Raw genomic sequence first — 20,018 nt, forward strand, 5'->3', positions numbered from 1 at the left:
TAAAAGATGCCGCCCCGGCTCCGCTTTTGCGCAGCCGGCGGGACCGGCTACGTCCTCACATCGAAGAAGGAACGTGTATGGCCATCAAGCAAACCGGCGATATTGCGCCTCAGCGCCTATCGGCCGAGCAACTCTCCTGCGAGTTCTCCGATATCGCGCCGCTGCTCGACGCGAGCGCCGCGGCAGCCGCTGCGAGCCGCTGTCATTACTGTTACGACGCGCCCTGTGTGAACGCGTGTCCGACGCAAATCGACATTCCGAGTTTCATTCGCAAGATCGGCAACGGCAATCTGAAGGGCGCGGCCGTCGACATTCTCTCGGCGAATCCGCTGGGCGGCATGTGCGCGCGCGTTTGCCCAACCGAGATCCTGTGCGAGGGGGCTTGCGTGCGCAACCATCAGGATGCGAAACCGGTGGCAATTGGCGCGCTGCAACGTCATGCGACCGATTGGGCAATGGCGCGGGGTGAAGCGCTGTTCAAGCGTGCGGCCGAAACGGGGCGGCATGTCGCGGTGGTCGGTGCGGGGCCGGCAGGACTTGCGTGTGCGCACCGGCTTGCGTTGGCCGGTCATAACGTGACCATTTACGACGCCCACGAGAAAGCGGGTGGTTTGAACGAGTACGGCATTGCCGCGTACAAAACGGTCGACGATTTTGCCCAGCGCGAAGTGGCGTGGCTATGCTCGGTCGGCGGTATCGAGATCAGGCACGGCGTAGCGCTTGGACGTGACGTGGACCTCGACGCACTGCGCAAGCAGCACGATGCGGTCTTTCTCGCGATCGGTCTCACGGGCGTGCGCGCATTGGCAATGGAAGGCGAGAGCCTGAGTGGCGTGATGAACGCAGTGGATTTCATCGAACAGGTGCGCACTGCGAATGACTTCGGCACGGTGCCGGTGGGCCGCCGGGTCGTTGTGATCGGCGGCGGCAATACGGCCGTGGATGCCGCCGTGCAAAGCCACAAGCTCGGCGCGACCTCGGTGACGATGGTGTACCGGCGCGGCGTCGAGTCGATGAGCGCGACGTGGGCCGAACGCGATTTCGCGCAGATCAACGGCGTCACACTCGTCACGCACGCCACGCCGACTCGTTTGATCGGAGAAAGCGGCGTGGTCACCGGTGTCGAATTCGAACGCACGTCAGGCGATGGCAATCACGAGCGCTTCGTGGTCGAAGCCGACATGGCGTTGAAAGCCATTGGGCAGACCCTGGTGCCCGTCGGTATCGAGCGGGAACTGTTGACGCTGGACGGCAGCCGCGTTGCGGTCGACGCAAACGGACAAACCTCGCTGCCAGACGTGTGGGCAGGCGGCGATTGCGCGGCGACGGGTGGGATCGATCTGACGGTGCAAGCGGTACAGGACGGCAAGGTCGCCGCCGCGGCGATTGACGCCCAGTTTGCCCGTACCGCCGTGAAAGCCGCATGAGTGGCTGAAATCGCTCAAGTCGCTCACGTCACTGAAGTCACTGGGTTCGCTTGAGCCACCAGACAAAAAACAGCAGTCCCCAAGGAGCCGAACATGGCCGATCTGCGCTGTACGATTGCCGGCATTACGTCGCCGAATCCTTTCTGGCTTGCCTCCGCGCCGCCGACCGACAAAGCCTATAACGTGAATCGCGCGTTTGAAGCGGGGTGGGGCGGGGTCGTATGGAAAACGTTGGGCCTCGACCCGCATGTCGTGAACGTCAGCTCGCGCTACGGCGCGGTGCAATGGAACGGCCAGCGCATCGCCGGCCTGAACAACATCGAACTGATCACCGATCGTCCGCTCGACGTCAATCTCAAGGAAATCACCCAGGTCAAACGCGACTGGCCGGACCGCGCGATGATCGTCTCACTGATGGTGCCGTGCAACGAGCGCGACTGGAAGTGGATCCTGCCGCTCGTCGAAGACACCGGCGCCGATGCGGTGGAGTTGAATTTCGGCTGCCCACACGGCATGAGCGAGCGCGGCATGGGGGCGGCGGTGGGCCAGGTGCCCGAATACATCGAGATGGTCACACGCTGGGTCAAGGAAGGCTCGAAGCTGCCTTGCCTCGTCAAACTGACACCGAACATCAGCGACATCCGTCTCGGCTCGCGTGCGGCCTATAAGGGCGGCGCGGACGGCGTGTCGCTGATCAACACGATCAACTCGATCGTGGCGGTGGATCTCGATGCGATGTCGCCGTTGCCGATGGTCGACGGCAAAGGCACGCACGGCGGCTATTGCGGCCCGGCGGTCAAACCGATCGCGCTGAATATGGTGGCCGAAATAGCGCGCGATGTGGAAACGCCGAATCTGCCGATTTCCGGCATTGGCGGCATTTCGACGTGGCGCGACGCGGCCGAGTTCATGGTGCTCGGCGCGGGCAGCGTGCAGGTTTGCACGGCGGCGATGCACTACGGATTCCGTATCGTCTCCGATCTCGCGGATGGCCTTTCGAACTGGATGGACGAAAAAGGCTACGCGACGCTCGACGACATCCGCGGCCGCGCGGTGCCGAACGTCACCGACTGGAAGTACCTGAACCTCAAATACGACATCAAGGCGCGCATCGATCAGGACAAGTGCATCCAGTGCGGCCTCTGCCATATCGCGTGTGAAGACACGGCTCACCAGGCGATCATGAAAGAAAAAGATGGCGTTCGGCATTTTGAAGTGATGGACTCCGAATGTGTCGGCTGCAATCTGTGCCTGCATGTGTGCCCGGTCGAGCAATGCATCACGATGGAGCGCGTGGACAGCGGTGAGTACGCGAACTGGACCACGCATCCGAACAACCCGGCACGGGTGAATGCTGGAGAGGGCGACACGTCGGACGCCGCTGAAGTCGCCGGGCACGCCCATGCCGAAAAGGCAGCCTGAAACGTGAGCCAGCCATAAAAAACGAAGCGCTTGTACTGAAGCTGTAATTTTTCCCCAAGGCCTGACGCGCCGCCAGAAGCCGCGCGGGCCTCAACGATCAGTGGAGATCTTTCGATGAAGCAGACAGCGCAACCCGTCGATCCGCAGTTCGCGGCCGGCGCGCAGGGCAGCAGTCTTTACAACGATGACCTTGCGCCGACCGGCGTCGCCCAGCGGACGTGGCGGTGGTATCACTTTGCCGCGCTCTGGGTCGGGATGGTGATGAACATTGCGTCCTACATGCTCGCAGCCGGTTTGACGGAGGAGGGTATGTCGCCGTGGCAGGCCGTGGCGACGGTGCTGCTTGGCAATCTGATCGTGCTGGTGCCGATGCTGCTGATCGGGCATGCCGGCGCGAAGCACGGAATTCCGTATGCGGTGCTGGTGCGTTCCTCGTTCGGCACGCAAGGCGCGAAATTGCCGGCCATGCTGCGGGCGATCGTCGCGTGTGGCTGGTACGGCATTCAGACATGGCTCGGCGGCAGCGCGATCTACACGCTGCTGAACATTCTGACCGGCAACGCGCTGCACGGCGCGGCCTTGCCGTTCCTCGACATCTCGCTCGCGCAACTGGCATGTTTCCTCGTGTTCTGGGCGCTGCAGATTTACTTCATTATTCACGGCACCGATTCGATCCGCTGGCTCGAAAGCTGGTCCGCGCCGATCAAGATCGTGATGTGCATCGCGCTGGTGTGGTGGGCTACCTCGAAGGCGGGCGGACTCGGCTCGATGCTGTCGGCGCCGTCGCAGTTCGTGCCGGGCGGCAAGAAGGAGGGCATGTTCTGGGTGACCTTCTGGCCCGGTCTCACGGCCATGGTGGGTTTCTGGGCGACGCTTGCGCTGAACATTCCCGACTTCACCCGCTTTGCCAAAACGCAGCGCGATCAGGTGATCGGCCAGTCAATCGGCTTGCCGGTTCCAATGGCGCTGCTCTCGGTGATCTCCGTGGTGGTGACCTCGGCGACCGTGGTGATCTACGGTAAGGCGATCTGGGACCCGATCGACCTGACGAGCCGTATGACCGGCATCGGTGTCGGCCTTGCATTGATCATCCTGACGCTCGATACGATGTGCTGCAACCTGGCAGCGAATCTAGTCGGCCCGGCTTATGATTTTTCGAGCCTGTGGCCGAAGGGTATTTCGTATCGCGTCGGCGGCATGATGACCGCGACTATCGCCATTGTGATGATGCCCTGGAAGATTCTCGCCACCACGCAGGGCTACATCTTCACGTGGCTGGTCGGCTACTCGGCTTTGCTCGGTCCGGTGGCGGGCATTCTGATGGTCGACTACTTCCTGATTCGCGGCACCCGGCTCGACCCGCGTGAACTGTTCGACGAGCATGGCGAGTACAGCTACACCGGCGGCTGGAACATCGGTGCGGTGGTGGCGCTTGTGATCGGCGTGCTGCCGAATCTGCCGGGCTTTTTGCATACCGCGTTTCCGGCCTCGTTCCCGAACGTTCCGGCGATTTTCAACACGCTTTATACGTACGCCTGGTTCGTCGGACTCGCGTTGGCGTCGATCGTCTATAGCGCTTGGATGAAACTGAGCAAGGGACCGAGCGCGCGCGTGGCGAGCGCCTGAGTGTGGATGCGCGTGGATGAGCAAAGCGCGCGGTGAACGAAGTACGTAGCACCGAAACCAGCAGTTCATAAGGAGGCGGCATCATGACGACCCTGATTCGCGGCGGCACGATTATCGACGCGGACAACACGTATCGTGCGGACGTGTTGTGTGCGGACCCGCAGGATGGCGGCACCATCCTGCAGATCGGAGCGGACCTGGCGGCGCCGGCGGGCGCCACGATCGTCGATGCGGGCGGGCAATACGTGATGCCCGGTGGTATCGATCCACATACGCACATGGAGTTGCCTTTCATGGGCACCACGGCCAGTGACGATTTCTACACCGGCACGGCGGCGGGTTTGTCCGGCGGCACGACCAGCATCATCGATTTCGTGATTCCGAGTCCGAAGCAACCGTTGATGGAGGCCTTCAAGGAATGGCGTGGTTGGGCTGAGAAAGCTTCGGCGGATTATGGCTTTCACGTTGCGGTGACGTGGTGGGACGATTCGGTCTATCGCGACATGGGTACGCTGGTGCATGAACACGGCGTGTCGAGTTTCAAGCACTTTATGGCCTACAAGAACGCGATCATGGCCGATGACGAAGTGCTGGTGAACAGCTTTTCTCGTTCGCTCGAGCTCGGCGCGTTGCCTACCGTGCATGCGGAAAACGGTGAGCTGGTGTTTCAGTTGCAGCGTCAGTTGCTGGCAAAAGGCTTTACGGGTCCGGAGGCGCATCCGCTGTCGCGGCCGCCTGAAGTGGAAGGCGAGGCCGCCAACCGAGCGATTCGCATTGCCCAGGTGCTGGGTGTGCCGGTCTACATCGTCCACGTGTCCTCGAAAGATGCGGTCGACGCGATCGCGCGCGCCCGCAGCGAAGGTCTTCGGGTGTTCGGCGAAGTGCTGCCGGGCCATCTGGTGATCGACGAAGCGGTGTATCGCGATCCTGACTGGACCCGGGCCGCCGCGCATGTCATGAGCCCGCCGTTCCGTTCCGCGGAGCATCGCGAGGCATTGTGGCGAGGCCTGCAAGCGGGGCAGTTGCACACCACGGCGACCGATCACTGCGTGTTCTGCGCGTCGCAGAAGGCCATGGGGCGCGAGGACTTTACGAAGATCCCCAATGGCTGCGGCGGCGTTGAGGATCGCATGGCGGTGCTTTGGCATCACGGTGTGAATTCGGGGCGTCTCACGCCGAATGAGTTCGTGCGCATCACATCGACCAATGCCGCGCAGATTTTCAATCTGTATCCGCGCAAGGGGGCGATACAGGTGGGCGCGGATGCCGACCTGGTGGTGTGGGATCCGGCGGCGAGCAAAACGATCTCGGTGAAGACGCATCATCAGAAGGTCGACTTCAACGTATTCGAAGGGATGACGGTGCAGGGCGTGGCGATGCACACGCTCACGCGCGGCGCACTGGCATGGACCAATGGCGAGTTGCGGGCCGTGCGGGGTGCCGGGCGTTATCTGAAGCGTCCGCCGAATCCGGCTTACTTCGATGCGATCCGGGTGGCCAACAAGCGCAAGGAGCCGCATCCGGTGGAACGGTAAGCTGTTTGCAATCTGCCGGGCGGCCTCGCAGTGCCGCCCGCGCCGATTGTTCTTCGACGCCGCGCATTCGCCGTGGCGATACCCCTCCCGCGTTTTCCCCGATGGCGCTCAGCACGTATTCCGTGGTGCGATGCATGCCGCATCCGCGTTATCCGTTACAGCGTCGAGTTCGACGTTGCATGAGATACCCTGGCTGTTCGCTTAGCACGCAAGCGCATATTGATCGGAGACCTGATCCTTTGTAAAAACGCAGGCCGTTTGCTACAGTCCGCCCACTCTGCCCGGCCCGAGCGCCGGCGGAACGCCGCACACCAAACCATGCAAACGACGTAGCAAACCTAACGGAGCCACCTGATGAAGTCGATTCGTTCCATTCTGCTGATCGCACTGCTGCAAGCGGTGACCCTGAGCCCGGCATTCGCTGCGGATGAGCTTGCGCAGATCAAGTCCGCGGGCGTGTTCAAGATCGGCACCGAAGGCACTTACGCACCGTTCACGTACCACGATGAGTCTGGCAAGCTGACCGGCTTCGACGTCGAGATCGGCACGGCGATTGCGCAACGCCTGGGCGTCAAGCCGCAATTCGTCGAGGGTAAATGGGACGGTCTGATCGCCGGTCTCGATGTGAACCGTTACGACGCGGTGATCAATGAAGTTGCGGTTACCGACGCACGCAAGGTGAAATACGATTTCTCGGACCCGTACATTACTTCGCATGCGGCGCTGATCGTGCGTTCGGACAACACCACGATCAAGACGTTTGACGACCTGAAGGGCAAGAAGTCGGCGAATACGCTGACCAGCAACTTCGGCAAGATCGCGGCCGCGCACGGAGCGGACGTCATTCCCGTGCAGGGCTTCAATGAATCGATCGACCTGTTGACGTCGGGCCGCGTCGACGCGACCGTCAACGATTCGCTGTCGTTCCTCGACTTCAAGAAGCACAAGCCGGATGCGAAGGTGAAGATCGCCACGCTCGATACGTCGGCCGACAGCAGCGACAAGTCCGCGGTGCTGATCCGCAAGGGCAGTCCTGAGTTGCAGGCGGCGATCAACAAAGCGCTCGCCGACATGAGGAAAGACGGCACGTACCTGAAGATTTCGGAAAAGTACTTCGGTAAAGACGTTTCCCAATAAGCCAGTACGTTAATAAGCGCTAAGTGCGAGTCTGAACTATGCCGGCATGGTTGCATCTGATGGCGCAGTCGCTGTGGCCCCTCCTGTATGCGGGGCTGGTGTTTACTGTGCCGCTCACCCTGGCGTCGTTTGCCATTGGGATTGTGGTGGCGTTTATCGTCGCGCTGGTGCGGCTATTCGGGCCGCGGTGGGCGGTGGCGTGCGTGCGCTTCTACGTGTGGCTGTTTCGCGGCTCGCCGCTACTGGTGCAACTGTTCGTGATTTTCTACGGACTACCGAATGTAGGCATCGTGCTCGACCCGTTGACAGCAGCCATCATCGGCTTCTCACTGAATGTTGGTGCGTATAACTCGGAAGTGATCCGCGGCGTGATCGAGTCGATTCCGAAGGGTCAGTGGGAAGCGGCGTATTCGATGGGTATGACGCGTGAGCAGGCGCTGCGCCGCGCGATCCTGCCGCAGGCGGCGCGCGTTGCGTTGCCGCCGCTGTCGAACTCGTTTATTGCGTTGGTGAAGGACACGTCGCTCGCCGCGGTGCTGACCGTGCCCGAGGTCTTTCAGGCGGCGCAGCGGATTGCGTCGGTGACGTATGAACCGTTGATTCTGTACACGGAGGCGGCACTTGTTTATCTCGTGTTCAGTTCGGTGTTGTCGTCGGCGCAGGTGCGGCTCGAGCGCAAGTTTGGCCGTCATGCACTTTTTCAGGCGAGCAACTGATGATTCGACTGGAAAAAATCGACAAGTACTTCGGCGAGAATCGCGTATTGAGTTCAGTGGACCTGCAACTCGCGCCGGGCAACGTCACTGCGCTGATTGGCCCGTCGGGCAGCGGCAAGAGTACGCTTTTGCGCTGCGTGAATCTGCTGGAAATCCCGGAGGCCGGGTCCCTTGAGCTGGGTGACCAGCGCCTCGAATTCAGCCGGGACCACAAGCCATTGCGCGAGACGGTGCTAACGATTCGCCGCCGCACTGGCATGGTGTTCCAGAATTTCCAGTTGTTTCCGCACCTGACGGTACGGCAGAACGTGATGGAAGGTCTGCTGACCGTGTTGAAGTGGGACAAGGAGAGAGCGCGTGTGCGCGCGGACGAACTGCTTGAGAAGGTTGGCATTGCGCACAAAGCGGATGCATGGCCCTCCACGCTGTCCGGCGGCCAACAGCAACGCGTAGCGATTGCGCGAGCGCTGGCACCTTCGCCGGAGGTGTTGTTATGCGACGAGCCGACCTCGGCGCTCGATCCTGGCTTGGCTGCCGAGGTGGTGGACGTCCTCAAGCAGTTGGCCATGGAAGGCATGACGATGTTGATGGCGACGCACGATTTGCGTCTTGCCGCGACGATTGCGCGAGACGTGGTGTTCCTGAACAACGGCGTGGTGGTGGAGGCGGGCCCGTCGAGGGACATTTTCATGCAACCGCGCGAGCGGGAGACGGAGCGCTTCGTATCGACGCTGACACACAGCTTGCCGGACGCGTGGACAGCACAAGGCTGAGCGACGGAGGATGAAAGGACACCAGCAACATCCACCGATAGCGCAAAGTACAGCACAAAAGAAGAAGGGCGCCAAAGCGCCCCTCAAAAAGACGTACAACAGGCGCAAACCTGGACCACTGGTTTGCGGGCAGAGGCTTCCGACGAGCACGCAGTGCGAGTCGGGAAGAATGACTGCCTTGTCACTCACGCGGAGTGTGCGAGAAGACAGATTCCAGATGCACCACTACCGTGGCTGCGCGGGGGACCCGCTTATAAGCTGGCGGGTTGAGCCGCTTTCTTTGCTTATCTTTCTTTGCGGCGGCAAAGAAAGTAAGTGCCGCCCCGCACAGGGGCAACACTAATAGACCACTAAGAAATCAAGGAGAGGCCAAAAAAATTCCAGATAAAAAAAACACCAAAACCTCAAACCACCACCCGCTCCACCTCATCCCTCAGCGCAACTTCAAAAAACCGCCCCTGCGCCTCAGCATTAGCTCTGACATAAGCCCGATTAACCCCACTAATCACGGCCCGAATCGAAGCCGTCACCAGATTGGCATCAATACCAACCCCAAAAGCACTCCCAACTACATCAGCGCCGGCCATCTCCGCCACAGCCACAGCACGAGCATCCGCGCCCTGAGTCAAAGCCCGCTCTTCATAATGCTGAATCCGCACCGGCACACCGACAGCATGCATCAACGCATCGAGCGGCCCATTCCCTTCACCGTTCAGCACGCGCCGCGAGCCATTAATCTCGACGGTGAGCTTGATATGTTCCCGCCCATCGCGCTCAGAGAGACTATGTCCAATATAGTGAATCGGCGCATTACTCTGCACATACTCCTGCTGGAACAATTCCCAGATCTGCGAGGGCGTGACCTCCTGACCGCTAGAGTCAGTAAACCGCTGCACAGCAGAGCTAAAATCGACCTGCAAGCGCCGCGGCAACACCACCCCATAACTCTGCTCGAGCAAATAAGCAATCCCACCCTTGCCAGACTGACTGTTCACGCGAATCACCGAATCATAGGTCCGCCCGAGATCGCTCGGATCAATCGGCATATAAGGCACTTCCCACATCGCGTCCGGTTTTTGCACGGCAAAACCCTTCTTGATCGCATCCTGATGCGAGCCGGAGAACGCGGTGAACACGAGATCGCCGACATACGGATGACGCGGATGCACCGGCAACTGCGTGCATTCTTCGGCGGTACGCGCGACTTCATTGATATTCGAAAAGTCGAGTTCAGGATCGACACCCTGCGTGTACAGATTCAGCGCGAGCGTCACGAGATCGACATTGCCGGTACGTTCGCCGTTGCCGAACAAACACCCTTCGATACGATCCGCTCCTGCCATTACCGCCAGTTCCGCGGCAGCCACCGCGGTGCCCCGATCGTTGTGCGGATGCACTGAAAGGACCAGCGAATCGCGACGGGCGAGATTGCGGTGCATCCATTCGATCTGGTCGGCGTAGACATTCGGCGTGGCCATTTCCACGGTAGCGGGCAGGTTGACGATCGCTTTATGGCCGGGCGTCGGTTGCCAGATATCGAACACGGCGTCGCACACTTCCTTGGCGAATTCGAGTTCGGTGCCGCTAAACACTTCCGGGCTGTATTGCAGCGTGAAGTGCGTTTGCGGCGTGGCGTCGGCGAGACGCTTCATGGTACGTGCTGCGTTTTGCGCGAGTTCTTTCACGCCGCTTTTTTCGAGGCCGAACACGATGCGCCGGAATTCCGGCGCGGTAGCGTTGTACAGGTGAACGATCGCGCGCGGCACGCCACGCAAGGACTCGAAGGTGCGCTCGATCAGATCGTCACGGGCTTGCGTCAAAACTTCGATCGTAACGTCGTCGGGGATATGACCGCCTTCGATCAACTCGCGTACGAAATTGAAATCGGTTTGCGAGGCAGACGGAAAGGCGACTTCGATTTCCTTGAAGCCGATCTGCACCAACGTCTTGAACATGCGCATTTTGCGTTGCGCATTCATCGGCTCGAACAGCGCCTGATTGCCGTCACGCAGGTCGGTACTCATCCAGATCGGCGCGCGCGTGATGGTGCGCGACGGCCACTGTCGATCCGTCAAATTGATCGGCTTGAACGAGCGATATCGGGTAGCAGGGTTCTTCAACATTTTCATCATCCTTGGGATCGATCAACCTGGTGTCGACCGGACGACGAACAGAAAAATGCATGGCCGCCGGTCGGAAACCGGGGCTGGGTCAGTTACTGGGGAATTGAGCGGTGCTTCGGGTGTTTCAGATGGAAGCGCGCAGCAGCAGACCTAGCCCGGTAGAGCGGGCTAGTAGTAGCGATAGGGTGGTCTGGGCGCGGTACATAGTGGGCGATAAGACCATACTATTGGGGCCGCGTCAAGCGCAGTGCGGTGACGCGCGCGCCGGCCCCAGGTGCCGGGCGCGCCTGGGGCGCGTTGGAATCCCAGCCCGGCATGCCCGTCACCGGGGTTTCACGAAACGCAAGGTCATGCGATCCGATTCGCCAATTGCGGCGTATTTCGCCCGATCGAGGTCGTGGCCCTCATACGTAGGCGGCAGCGACCACACGCCATGCGGATAATTTTTCGTGTCGCGCGGATTGCTATTCACCTCGCTTTGGCCGGCCAATTCGAAACCTGCCGCGCGCGCGTGTTCGATGACATAGGCTTCGGTCACATAGCCGGAGTCGATCGTCTGTTGCAGGGAGGTGCCCGGCGCCGCGCGATGTTCCTCGACACCGAGGACGCCGCCTGGCTTAAGTGCCGCGTAGAAGGCGCGCAGGTTTGCGTCGATCTGGCCGTCCTTGATCCAGTTATGGATATTGCGGAAAGTCAGTACCTCGTCGACGCTGCCATTGGCCGGAAAGCCGCTGAACTGGCCCGCTCGCAGCGTGCCGACCACGACATTGCCGTAGACCGCCGGCGTGGCCGCCAGTTTGCTCGCGAATGACGCTCTCCCGGCCTGCTCCTCAGCCGCCGATCCGGCATCCGGGCTGTCGTATTGGGCTTCGTACAGCTTGCCGTGATCGTGTAAATAGGGCGCGAGTATTTCCGTGTACCAACCACCGCCGGGTGCGATCTCCAGAACGGTTCGCGACGATGCCACGCCGAAGAACTGCAGCGTTTGCTCCGGATGGCGGTAGACATCGCGTGCGCGGTTCTTGTCGCTACGCTGAGGCCCGGAAATTGCCGCCGCGAGCGCGGCGGAGTCAGCCGCCGTGGAGGAGGTCGATGCCGTCGGGGCTGCGCAGGCGGCCAGCAACAGTGTCGCGCTCAGGGCCGCGAGCGTGGCGCGCAGCGCGCGGGTTTGGGGAGTGGGGTGGGGGTTCATGGGGCTCATTATCGGGTGCGATCCGCCTGGAAAGAAATCGCCAATCGGCATAACGATATGCGCCGGCGCTATTTGCCGCGTCCGGATCGGCAGTCGCGCGCGTCGGGCTCAGAGACCGAACACGATCCGCAACGTATCGTTTTGCACGATCACGGAGACGCCGATGATCAGCAGGATGAGCGGCAGAAGTGCGGTGCCATAGCGCCGGATTGGCGCGCCCAGCAACGGATGCTCTACCAGCCAGACCGCGCCCGCGCACCAGATGCCGATCATGGCGACGAACACCAGCGAGATCAGCATGCCGTCGCTGTGCGAATGACTCGCGTACAAGGGCACATAGACGGCGATGTTGTCCGAGCCATTCGCGACCGCCACGCACGCCACTGTCCACCACGACGAGCCGGCGCCGGCCGTAGTCGACCTGGTAGGCGTGGCCGGTGCATTCATGCGCGCCGTAGTCCGTGCCTCTTCCTCCAGATTCGCGTTGCCGGGTCGAAACCGCGTCCAGGCTTTGCTCAGACCCACGCCGATCGGCAGGATACCGAGCAAACCGACGTAGCCGGTGGGTAACTGCGTCAACAAGGCGGCGAGCAGAATCGCGCCGACGATCAGCGCCAGCGAACCGGCGAACTGCCCAAAGATCACGCGACGCCGTTGACCGCCAGCTTCCGCAAGGAAGGCGAGCAGCACGAAGAGGTTGTCGATATTGGTGGCGGCGTAGGCCGCGACGGCGAGCAGGGCAAGGCTGAACATGCGGGAAAGCCGGTCAATGCACAGTGGGAAAACGGATCTGTACCCACGAAGCAGGTCCAGCCGAAGGGACGGCGGCGCGCCGCGGGCATGGCGGCCGCTCAACACGATGCCGATAGCGGGCGTCGTGGTCAAGCCGTCTCTGTGTCCGGCGCGCTGCGTGCGCGCTGTGGTTCAGTACCTTCGCGCGCCGCGCCTTGTCCCGCCGCGCTATGTCCGTGCCGTCTCTGTGGCTCGTGCGATGCTGATCCGTCAGCCCGTAAGCTACAATTGCCGACGGCTTGAAAAACGGAACATCAATGAAGATTCGGACTATCTCTATCGCCTGCATGACGACCGCTGCCGTATTGCTGGCAAGCTGCACGGCCGTCTACAAGAATTCGGATGCATGCGAGCAGTTGATGCGCAGCAAGCTGGCTGAATCGTCGCAGGATACGCTCAAGGTGAGCCATAAGGGCGTAGGCATCGATGGTTCGCGGGTGGTCGTCGAAGGATCGATCGAGCATGTGATGGCAGCTTCGGAGGTTGCGGGCACCCCGGCGACTTCCGCTTCCGCAGCCGCTTCTGCAACTGCTTCCGCCACGCAGGTGGCGAAGGCGCCACATTCGGCCTCGGGCATGCGCGCGGCGTCGGTGGCGTCTTCGGCTTCAGGCGCTGCGGTTGCTTCCGGCGTAGCGGCTGGCGCGGCTTCGGATGCTACGGCCGCTTCGGGTGCCGTTGCAGCCTCGCTCAAATCGGCGAAGCCCAAGAAGACCAGCACGGCGGCGGCTGCCGAGTGCACGTTCCACGGCTCGACACTGGCCGTATTCAGTTGGTTGGCGCCGGCCAAGCTGGCCTCGCCGCCGAATCCGGCCAGCGAAGCCACCGAGTAGCGATGTCGGTCGCGCCCGTTGGCGCGCGGCTAGTGCCTTCAGAGTATCTCGTGCCGTGCTCAACATCGAACCCGGCACGACCCAGCTAGCGCAAGAAGAATCTCAAGCCGCCCCGTTCGCGAGGCGGCTTTTGTTTTGGCGCAGCAGTTTCAGCACGCTCTCGCCGAACGCCTGTGGCCGCCCTTCGAAGCAGCGTTGCACGGCTTGCGTATCGATCAGACGCTGCCGCAACGCGGTGCGCTCGTCGTGCTGGTCGATCATGCGCACGGCAGTGGCGATGTATGCGTCGACGCTGTCCGTGGTGGCCCACGACGGCATGCCCACGCGCTCGAACAGCGCGCCGTCGATCTGCTCGAACACTTCCGGCCCGCGTTTGCATACGCCCGGCAAGCCGAGCGTCAATGCGTCGACGATACCGTTGGTGTTGCCGAATGGAAACGGGCTGAAGAACAGGTCGGATTGGTTGACGCGCGCCAGATACGCAGCGTAGCCGTGAAAGTCGTGTACGACGGCGCCCGGCACCGCTCCCACAATGACGCTGCGCAGATGGTCGAACTGCAGACCCGACGGCACCCCGGTCATGAAGTGAAACTCAACGGGTGTCGCCGCGCGTGCGCCGACTTCGCGGCACGCATTGAGAAAGCCGGGATTGAGCTTCATCGCGCTGGCGGTGATGATGACTTGCAGTGTCTCGCGCGGCGGCGGAATCTGCGCGACGATATCCGGCAGCGCGACGGACGGGCGGTACGGTTGTCCGTCTTTCGGCAGCTTCATGAGTTGTTCGCTGAAGCAGGCCGGGTCGCCGACATAATCTTCTTCGACGCTGATGTAATCGATCTTGTCGGAATGCGTGGTGGCGGGATGGCCGAGCGCCGCGATTTGCAACGGCGCGATGCGCAGGTTGGACATGAACACCGTCAGCACGAACATGCCGACGCTCGGCATGTACAGCACGTCCGGCTGTTCGGCCTCGGCAAAGTCGCGAATTGTTTTCAGGCACTCGCCGATGTATTCCGGCTCTTTCAGTTCGATGAAGCGGTCGAAGATCTTACGCCCCACTTCGTCGACCGCGTAATCGAAGCCGAAGCCCACCAGTTCGAAATGTTCGCGCGCGGCTTCGAGCGTACGCGAGTGCGTGCGGTAGATCGAATGAGCACCGGTGAACCATTCCAGCAGGACCATCATCACGGGCTTCTTGCCGCGCTGCGATTTACTTTTGGCCGGCGTGCGTCGCGGCGTGCGTTGCGGCGCGGGCAGGTCGGTCAGGCCGAGTTGCGCGAGCTTGCGGCGCACCAGCACATTGATGTCGTGCTTGATCGCATGACGCCGTGGTGTATCGGCATAGCTGCAGAACATATAGGCGTTGTGCAGCACGGCCGAGGGCAGATCGTCGAGGTCGTCGATTTGCTGCAGCTTGCCGGGCAACCACTCCAGCAGCGCCTCGCGCTTGAGGCTCGCACTTGGCGAGCACTTGGAGATCGGCGCCAGTAAAACGAGGGCAAGGCAGGCCGCGAGCTTTTTGTCATACGCCCAGAGGGCGGCGAAGTCGAGCTCCAGTTCGGACTCGGTCGAATAGAGCACGCATAGTTTCTCGATGAAGCTGTCTCCCGGCAGAAACTGTGCATTCTCCGGGCCGCGCGGATTCAGGTAACGGGCGACATGGTCCGCATTGCCTGACGCAGTGGCCGAGAACAGCAGGCCGATCCATTCGTGCAGCGTGAGAAACAACCTGAAGCACTCTGTTGGGAGCTGAAAGTCCGGGTCGGCGAACAACGTTGACACGGCGCTCGTCAGGCGCGTGCAGAAACGCTGGCGTTGTGTTTCGGGAGGCAGGCCGACCATGCCCGAAGCCTGCAAGCTTTCGTCCAGCTCGCCGCGCGTTTGCTGAAGGCGTGCGAGTAAGACGATGAGCTGGAGCGACGCCTGAGCATGCTGTTGCGTATAGACGAGTTGCTCGAAATGGTCGAGCGAAAAGGTGGTTTCCATCGTTTGACTATTTTTGGATAAGCAGGACTAACGATATTGAGATGTCGCTAGCCGGAAACGATGATTATTGCAGTAAGGGCGTATCAAATAAGCCCGGTGTGAGGATTGCGGAATTTTCCGTCCAGCAAAATCTGATCGGTCTGCGGGATTTTCTGCGCAAGGCGAATTCTCGACATCGAACGCTCAGAAGGCGTAATACGGACCCGGCCCGGCCGAGCTGGCCCGCGACGCGATCGCCGTATAGACCCGCCGTCCAAAAAAGAACGGCAGACCCCAGCCGAAGCTATTGCTGGCGATCCCGGCCAGATTGTTGAACGCGTTATTCGCGGACGCAAACAGCGCGCTCGAATTGCCGACCGCGAACGACACCGCGTTCGACGCGCCGTCGGTGCCGGTGATCGAGGCGCTCATGGTTTGCGTCGAACTCGGACAGTACCAGTAGCCGCACTGCGGCAATTGACTATTGCTAAGGAAGAGCGCGTTCGAGCCGCTGTCCAGGTAGCTCTGCGCATACGTTTGCCCCGCGCTGCTGGTCACCACATAACCTGTTTGCGTATTTGCCTTGATCACACTGGCGCCGCCGAGCGTGTTGTTCGCCTGGGTGCCGATGCCGAAAATCAGCGAGCCTGACACGCTGGCCGCACCGGCGTCGGCGATTGCCGGCAGGTCGATCACCACACCGTTGTTGTCGAGCGGGAATTGGCTGACCGGATTGGTGACCTGTTGCGCGAGCGCTTGCGTACTCGACACGCAGGCGCCGCTGGCATCGCAGTCGTAATACCAACGGGGCAAAGCGGTATTCACGCAACCGCTGCCGCAGTCGGCTGCGAACAGGCCGACCCCGAGTATGCCGTTGGCGCGCAGGCTCGCGACGCTCAGCATCGACGGGCCGGAGCCGGCGCAGCCGGTGGGGACCGTGGGCAGCGTGGGGTCGGCGATCAACTGGATCGGAATCGAGGCGGCGAGTTGGCCGGCCATCCGCACGTCCGCGCTACGCACGGAACCCCACGCATAGCCGCCGCCGAACACCGCGCATTCGCCGGCTACGCCGCTGCCGGAGCTTATCGCCGCAAGCGGAAGGCTGGCCGGCAACGCGGACGCGAGAATCCGCAGGCCCTGCGAGCCGGTGTCGACCTGAATATTGCCGATCGTCGCGCAGTTGCCGGTGCCGGGCTGGCAGACGGTGACGCTGGTCGTCAGCATATTGCGCGTCAGACCCGGCGCGATAGTGACCGCGATCGGCTGAACATTCGGCGTGGTCGACTGTTGCACGGTGGTGGGCGTGCTGGCATTGGGCGCTGCGGACGGTGCGCTGGCGCCTGACGGGTCGGCCGCACCCGGATTGCTGGCCGGGCTGGCCGCTCCTGCCTGTGACGACGCGGTGCCGCCGCCGCTGCTACCGCCGCCCCCGCAACCGGCGAGCGCCATACAGACGAGCAACAGGGCGTGGAGATGAGAAGAGGTCTTCATGATGCTGTCGGCAATCGGATAGTGGAGGCGTTTTTGTGATGGTGTGCGCGATGTCAGCGCCAATTCAGCGGAAGTCGCTGACCGTGACGCCGGGCGGCAAGGCCCCTGGCAGCCAGGCGCGTCCTGCGTAACCGCGCATCGGCCCGCCTGATTCCACGATCACGTCCGGGCGAACGACCCGCGACGCGTGCAGATTGCCGTCCGGCGCCAAGGCTGCGGCACCCGCGCGGTAGGAGTCGGCGTACGGTCCCAGCAGCGCGCGCAGATCCGGCATGGTTGGGCCCTGCCATGTGTAAGCGATGATCTGGCCGGTACTGGTCGCGTACTCGTTAATCGTGGTGTGGCCCGCATCGGCCAGCGTACGCAGGCGTAAGGCGCCGTTCAGCAGAGCCTGAGGCGCGGCGCCTGTCGAATCCGCCTGGCTGGGCATCGTGCCGCCCAATTCGGCGCGCGCGCCGGTGCTGGCGCACAGCAGGGCGGCCAGCATTGCGAGGACGGCGGGAGCCGGTGAAAAACAAGGAATTTGCATGGCAACCTGCCTCGCTGTTAGGGGAAACTCGGAACGCTGATGTTTTATCGAGATGTCAAATTCAAGATAACACTCAGGTTTCCTTATCGTTATCAGGAGGGCTGCACGGCGCCTTGGCTAATCTCGAAAGTGGTGTGTGACGGGTGTGAAAAGTGTCTTTTAAAACAATGATCTGACAATAAAGTCGGGCATGCCCTACAAGCGTTTGGGAAGTGTTGTGAATTGTTAAATTAGCGCTTGCGGGAAAGGGCCACCGCCGCCTCCCGTTGCGCGTTTGTGCAACCGGAGGCGGCGCGCCGCGCAGGAATTGGTCGGCACCCATGCCCTTCGCCGGGGGGCGTCGTTTGCCGGCGGCGTGCTGCTTAATTCATGAGCAAACCCGGCTTTTTGCACATGTCTCGCCGGGATCGGTAAAATGTTGGGTTGATCCACGGAAACTTGCCGTGGCGTAGCGGAAGGATTCCCCGAACATGACTGATCTTCGTCTTACCAAGCGGTTTGCAGTAATGCTGATGGCAGGCGGTCTGGTTGCCGGCTGCGGTACCTCGTCGCCGACTAAAATCGACTACCGGAGCGACTCCAGGTCGAAGCAGGTGTCTCTTGCCGTACCGCCGAACATGATCGATGAGACGTCCGATCAGCGTTCGTTGCCCCCGCAAGGCGGCGAAACCTCGTTGTCCACGCTCAAGCAGGTCCAGGCGCAGGCACCGGCCGCCAATACGCTGACGGTGGTGCCGCCGGTAACCGGTATGCACATCCAGCGCGACGGTACGGAAAGCTGGCTTGTGATCGACAACAAGGCGCCCGATCAGGCATGGGCCCAGATCCGCCGTTTCTGGCAGGAACAGGGTTTCCTGCTGGTGGTCGACCAGCGCGACAAAGGCGTGATGGAAACGGACTGGAACGAAACCCACGCCCAGATTAATGACGGCCTGATCCGCGACACGCTGTCCAAAGCAATGGGCAACAGCTACGTGAGTTCCGAGCGCAACAAGTACCGTACGCGTCTCGAAGCAGCACCGAACGGCGGTACTTACGTGTTCATCAGCCAGAAGGGCATGCGCGAGGCGATCACCGGCACCAACAACGATTCGACCAAGTGGGAAGCCAAGCCGAATGACCCGGGTCTGGAACAGGAATACCTGAAACGCTTGATGGCAGCGCTGGTACTGGCCGATTCGCGCACGAAGCCGGCCGATGCGCAAAGTGCCCAGCTCACGCCAGCTGGCGCGCAAACGGCGCCGAACGCGGCTACGGCGGGTGCCAAGTCGGCGGCTGCGGCCACGGCGGCGCAGAACGTCGCGCTGTCGGCTCAGCAGCCCATGCCGGATGACTCGGCCAACAACAACACGTCGGCCCAGTTCTCGTCCACCGAGTTGACGCTCGGCGAGCCGTATGACCGTGCGTGGCTGCGTGTAGGCCTCGCGCTTGATCGCAGCAACTTCACCGTTGACGATCGCGATGCAAGCCGCGGGTTGTACTTCGTGCGCTACGTCGATCCGAAGGATCTGACCTCGGCGGAGCAGGGCTTCTGGAGCCAGGTGTTCCACGGCAAGAAGGAAAAGGTCGCCAAGCAGTATCTCGTGAACGTTCGCGCAGTCACGCCTGACCAGACCCGTGTGGCCGTGGTCGATAGCAAGGGTGCGATCGATGAGAGCCCGCAGGCCAAGCAGATCATGAGTCTGATGGTCGACCAGTTGCACTGAACGAAGTTGTAGCAAGCAGCGAACGCTGTCAGAAAACCCGCCCGGGGCGCACCCGGGCGGGTTTTTTTATGTCCACTCAAGCCCTCACGCTGCAGGCCGCCAAAGCGCTGCGATGACGCGCACGCGTTTTGCTTCTTGTCTGAAACACCGGTATGAACCGGCGCTCAACGGGGAGATGGATATGTTCGACGTGATTCCTTACTGGATGTGGGCGGCGAGCTTGCTCGTCCTGGCGCTTGTGTGCGGTGCGGCCCTGGCGCCGCGCGAGACGCGACAGCCAACGGTTTTGCGGGTCAGGCACAGGACGTCGCAACGCACGAAATGGCCGGTGCGCTGATGTTCACCCTGCTTCAAACGCATGAAGCGGGACCGCGCGGCCGCCACTGTGCGGCCGCATGTAACGTGACGTTACCCCGGTGACGTAACTCGCAAAACCCCTTCCGCAAATCCTTTCTGATTCCTTTCCGTGCAAAAAATGACAATAACAATCAACAGTTTGCGAACGATTTTTCGCGAGATTGCATAACTGGCACGCAATCTGCTCTTAAAGACTCATGGGGCCGGATTCGTAACACCCGACATGAGTTGCAGGCGAGTTTCGAAACGGCGAGTCCCAGACCCTTTCAGCACCGGTGAACGAACCGGTGTCTAGCCCGATGATGGCCTGCGCGCGTGGCGCGCGGCCTCGGTGGCCCCGTCGCCTATCCTCGTAGGGCGACGGTTTCGCCCGCACTCCAACGGAGTGCGGGCTATT

General features: G+C 61.6%; 16 protein-coding genes. 10 read left to right on the forward strand and 6 right to left on the reverse strand.

Features of this window, described 5'->3' with window-relative positions:
- Positions 1 to 77: 77 nt before the first annotated feature.
- The 7 genes from PQR67_RS22580 to PQR67_RS22610 all read left to right on the forward strand — a co-directional run bounded on the left by PQR67_RS22580 (position 78) and on the right by PQR67_RS22610 (position 8,636).
- Entirely contained in the window at positions 78 to 1,427 is a 1,350-nt protein-coding gene (locus PQR67_RS22580) for an NAD(P)-dependent oxidoreductase (RefSeq protein ID WP_408464217.1), read from the forward strand.
- 93 nt (positions 1,428 to 1,520) lie between these two features.
- Entirely contained in the window at positions 1,521 to 2,849 is a 1,329-nt protein-coding gene (gene preA / locus PQR67_RS22585; protein ID WP_408464219.1) for an NAD-dependent dihydropyrimidine dehydrogenase subunit PreA, read from the forward strand.
- A gap of 114 nt (positions 2,850 to 2,963) precedes the next feature.
- Positions 2,964 to 4,475, forward strand: a complete 1,512-nt coding sequence (locus tag PQR67_RS22590) for an NCS1 family nucleobase:cation symporter-1 (protein WP_408464221.1) — start codon at positions 2,964 to 2,966, stop codon at positions 4,473 to 4,475.
- A gap of 83 nt (positions 4,476 to 4,558) precedes the next feature.
- The gene (hydA, locus tag PQR67_RS22595; protein WP_408464223.1) at positions 4,559 to 6,010 is read left to right on the forward strand and encodes a dihydropyrimidinase; all 1,452 of its coding nucleotides are present in this window, start codon (positions 4,559 to 4,561) and stop codon (positions 6,008 to 6,010) included.
- A gap of 354 nt (positions 6,011 to 6,364) precedes the next feature.
- Positions 6,365 to 7,147 carry an amino acid ABC transporter substrate-binding protein gene (locus PQR67_RS22600; protein WP_408464225.1) on the forward strand — a complete coding sequence of 261 codons (783 nt, stop codon included), beginning with the start codon at positions 6,365 to 6,367 and terminating at the stop codon, positions 7,145 to 7,147.
- A gap of 38 nt (positions 7,148 to 7,185) precedes the next feature.
- The gene (locus tag PQR67_RS22605; protein WP_120344492.1) at positions 7,186 to 7,863 is read left to right on the forward strand and encodes an amino acid ABC transporter permease; all 678 of its coding nucleotides are present in this window, start codon (positions 7,186 to 7,188) and stop codon (positions 7,861 to 7,863) included.
- Positions 7,863 to 8,636, forward strand: coding sequence for an amino acid ABC transporter ATP-binding protein (locus tag PQR67_RS22610; protein ID WP_408464228.1), 774 nt, complete (start codon positions 7,863 to 7,865; stop codon positions 8,634 to 8,636). Before PQR67_RS22605 ends, PQR67_RS22610 begins: the two co-directional genes overlap by 1 nt.
- 404 nt (positions 8,637 to 9,040) lie before the next feature.
- Here the strand turns inward: PQR67_RS22610 and leuA are convergent, their stop codons facing one another.
- The 3 genes from leuA to PQR67_RS22625 all read right to left on the reverse strand — a co-directional run bounded on the left by leuA (position 9,041) and on the right by PQR67_RS22625 (position 12,704).
- Positions 9,041 to 10,759 carry a 2-isopropylmalate synthase gene (gene leuA / locus PQR67_RS22615; protein WP_408464230.1) on the reverse strand — a complete coding sequence of 573 codons (1,719 nt, stop codon included), beginning with the start codon at positions 10,757 to 10,759 and terminating at the stop codon, positions 9,041 to 9,043.
- Between the two features lie 322 nt (positions 10,760 to 11,081).
- Complete coding sequence (locus PQR67_RS22620; protein WP_408464232.1) at positions 11,082 to 11,960, reverse strand: class I SAM-dependent methyltransferase; 879 nt, start codon at positions 11,958 to 11,960, stop codon at positions 11,082 to 11,084.
- 99 nt (positions 11,961 to 12,059) lie between these two features.
- Positions 12,060 to 12,704, reverse strand: a complete 645-nt coding sequence (locus PQR67_RS22625) for a cadmium resistance transporter (protein WP_408464234.1) — start codon at positions 12,702 to 12,704, stop codon at positions 12,060 to 12,062.
- 296 nt (positions 12,705 to 13,000) lie between these two features.
- Between PQR67_RS22625 and PQR67_RS22630 the strand changes: the two genes are divergently transcribed.
- Positions 13,001 to 13,573 carry a hypothetical protein gene (locus tag PQR67_RS22630; RefSeq protein ID WP_408464236.1) on the forward strand — a complete coding sequence of 191 codons (573 nt, stop codon included), beginning with the start codon at positions 13,001 to 13,003 and terminating at the stop codon, positions 13,571 to 13,573.
- 102 nt (positions 13,574 to 13,675) lie between these two features.
- On the opposite strand, the gene PQR67_RS22635 is transcribed toward PQR67_RS22630, so the two are convergent.
- The 3 genes from PQR67_RS22635 to PQR67_RS22645 all read right to left on the reverse strand — a co-directional run bounded on the left by PQR67_RS22635 (position 13,676) and on the right by PQR67_RS22645 (position 17,558).
- A complete protein-coding gene (locus PQR67_RS22635; protein WP_408464238.1) occupies positions 13,676 to 15,559 on the reverse strand; it encodes a glycosyl transferase family 1 in 1,884 nt (627 codons plus the stop codon).
- 183 nt (positions 15,560 to 15,742) lie between these two features.
- Positions 15,743 to 17,029, reverse strand: coding sequence for a DUF3443 domain-containing protein (locus PQR67_RS22640; RefSeq protein ID WP_408464240.1), 1,287 nt, complete (start codon positions 17,027 to 17,029; stop codon positions 15,743 to 15,745).
- Between the two features lie 64 nt (positions 17,030 to 17,093).
- A complete protein-coding gene (locus PQR67_RS22645) occupies positions 17,094 to 17,558 on the reverse strand; it encodes a DUF2844 domain-containing protein (protein ID WP_408464242.1) in 465 nt (154 codons plus the stop codon).
- A gap of 470 nt (positions 17,559 to 18,028) precedes the next feature.
- Between PQR67_RS22645 and bamC the strand changes: the two genes are divergently transcribed.
- Together bamC and PQR67_RS22655 are read left to right on the forward strand one after the other, a co-directional pair.
- Positions 18,029 to 19,264, forward strand: a complete 1,236-nt coding sequence (bamC, locus tag PQR67_RS22650) for an NlpB/DapX family lipoprotein (protein ID WP_408464244.1) — start codon at positions 18,029 to 18,031, stop codon at positions 19,262 to 19,264.
- A 181-nt stretch (positions 19,265 to 19,445) separates the two neighbouring features.
- Positions 19,446 to 19,601: a hypothetical protein gene (locus PQR67_RS22655; RefSeq protein ID WP_408464246.1), complete on the forward strand. Its 156-nt coding sequence runs from the start codon at positions 19,446 to 19,448 to the stop codon at positions 19,599 to 19,601.
- Positions 19,602 to 20,018 lie beyond the last annotated feature (417 nt).

The organism is Paraburkholderia fungorum (assembly GCF_046026025.1).
Taxonomy (GTDB): domain Bacteria; phylum Pseudomonadota; class Gammaproteobacteria; order Burkholderiales; family Burkholderiaceae; genus Paraburkholderia; species Paraburkholderia fungorum_E.

Bases quoted from the DNA above. Each gene is read 5' to 3' on its own strand.
- bamC (WP_408464244.1), top strand. From the start codon at position 18,029: ATGACTGATCTTCGTCTTACCAAGCGGTTTGCAGTAATGCTGATGGCA.
- leuA (WP_408464230.1), bottom strand. From the start codon at position 10,759: ATGTTGAAGAACCCTGCTACCCGATATCGCTCGTTCAAGCCGATCAAT.
- PQR67_RS22645 (WP_408464242.1), bottom strand. From the start codon at position 17,558: ATGCAAATTCCTTGTTTTTCACCGGCTCCCGCCGTCCTCGCAATGCTG.
- PQR67_RS22620 (WP_408464232.1), bottom strand. From the start codon at position 11,960: ATGAGCCCCATGAACCCCCACCCCACTCCCCAAACCCGCGCGCTGCGC.
- PQR67_RS22630 (WP_408464236.1), top strand. From the start codon at position 13,001: ATGAAGATTCGGACTATCTCTATCGCCTGCATGACGACCGCTGCCGTA.
- PQR67_RS22625 (WP_408464234.1), bottom strand. From the start codon at position 12,704: ATGTTCAGCCTTGCCCTGCTCGCCGTCGCGGCCTACGCCGCCACCAAT.
- PQR67_RS22655 (WP_408464246.1), top strand. From the start codon at position 19,446: ATGTTCGACGTGATTCCTTACTGGATGTGGGCGGCGAGCTTGCTCGTC.
- preA (WP_408464219.1), top strand. From the start codon at position 1,521: ATGGCCGATCTGCGCTGTACGATTGCCGGCATTACGTCGCCGAATCCT.
- PQR67_RS22600 (WP_408464225.1), top strand. From the start codon at position 6,365: ATGAAGTCGATTCGTTCCATTCTGCTGATCGCACTGCTGCAAGCGGTG.
- PQR67_RS22635 (WP_408464238.1), bottom strand. From the start codon at position 15,559: ATGGAAACCACCTTTTCGCTCGACCATTTCGAGCAACTCGTCTATACG.
- PQR67_RS22580 (WP_408464217.1), top strand. From the start codon at position 78: ATGGCCATCAAGCAAACCGGCGATATTGCGCCTCAGCGCCTATCGGCC.
- PQR67_RS22640 (WP_408464240.1), bottom strand. From the start codon at position 17,029: ATGAAGACCTCTTCTCATCTCCACGCCCTGTTGCTCGTCTGTATGGCG.
- PQR67_RS22590 (WP_408464221.1), top strand. From the start codon at position 2,964: ATGAAGCAGACAGCGCAACCCGTCGATCCGCAGTTCGCGGCCGGCGCG.
- PQR67_RS22610 (WP_408464228.1), top strand. From the start codon at position 7,863: ATGATTCGACTGGAAAAAATCGACAAGTACTTCGGCGAGAATCGCGTA.
- hydA (WP_408464223.1), top strand. From the start codon at position 4,559: ATGACGACCCTGATTCGCGGCGGCACGATTATCGACGCGGACAACACG.
- PQR67_RS22605 (WP_120344492.1), top strand. From the start codon at position 7,186: ATGCCGGCATGGTTGCATCTGATGGCGCAGTCGCTGTGGCCCCTCCTG.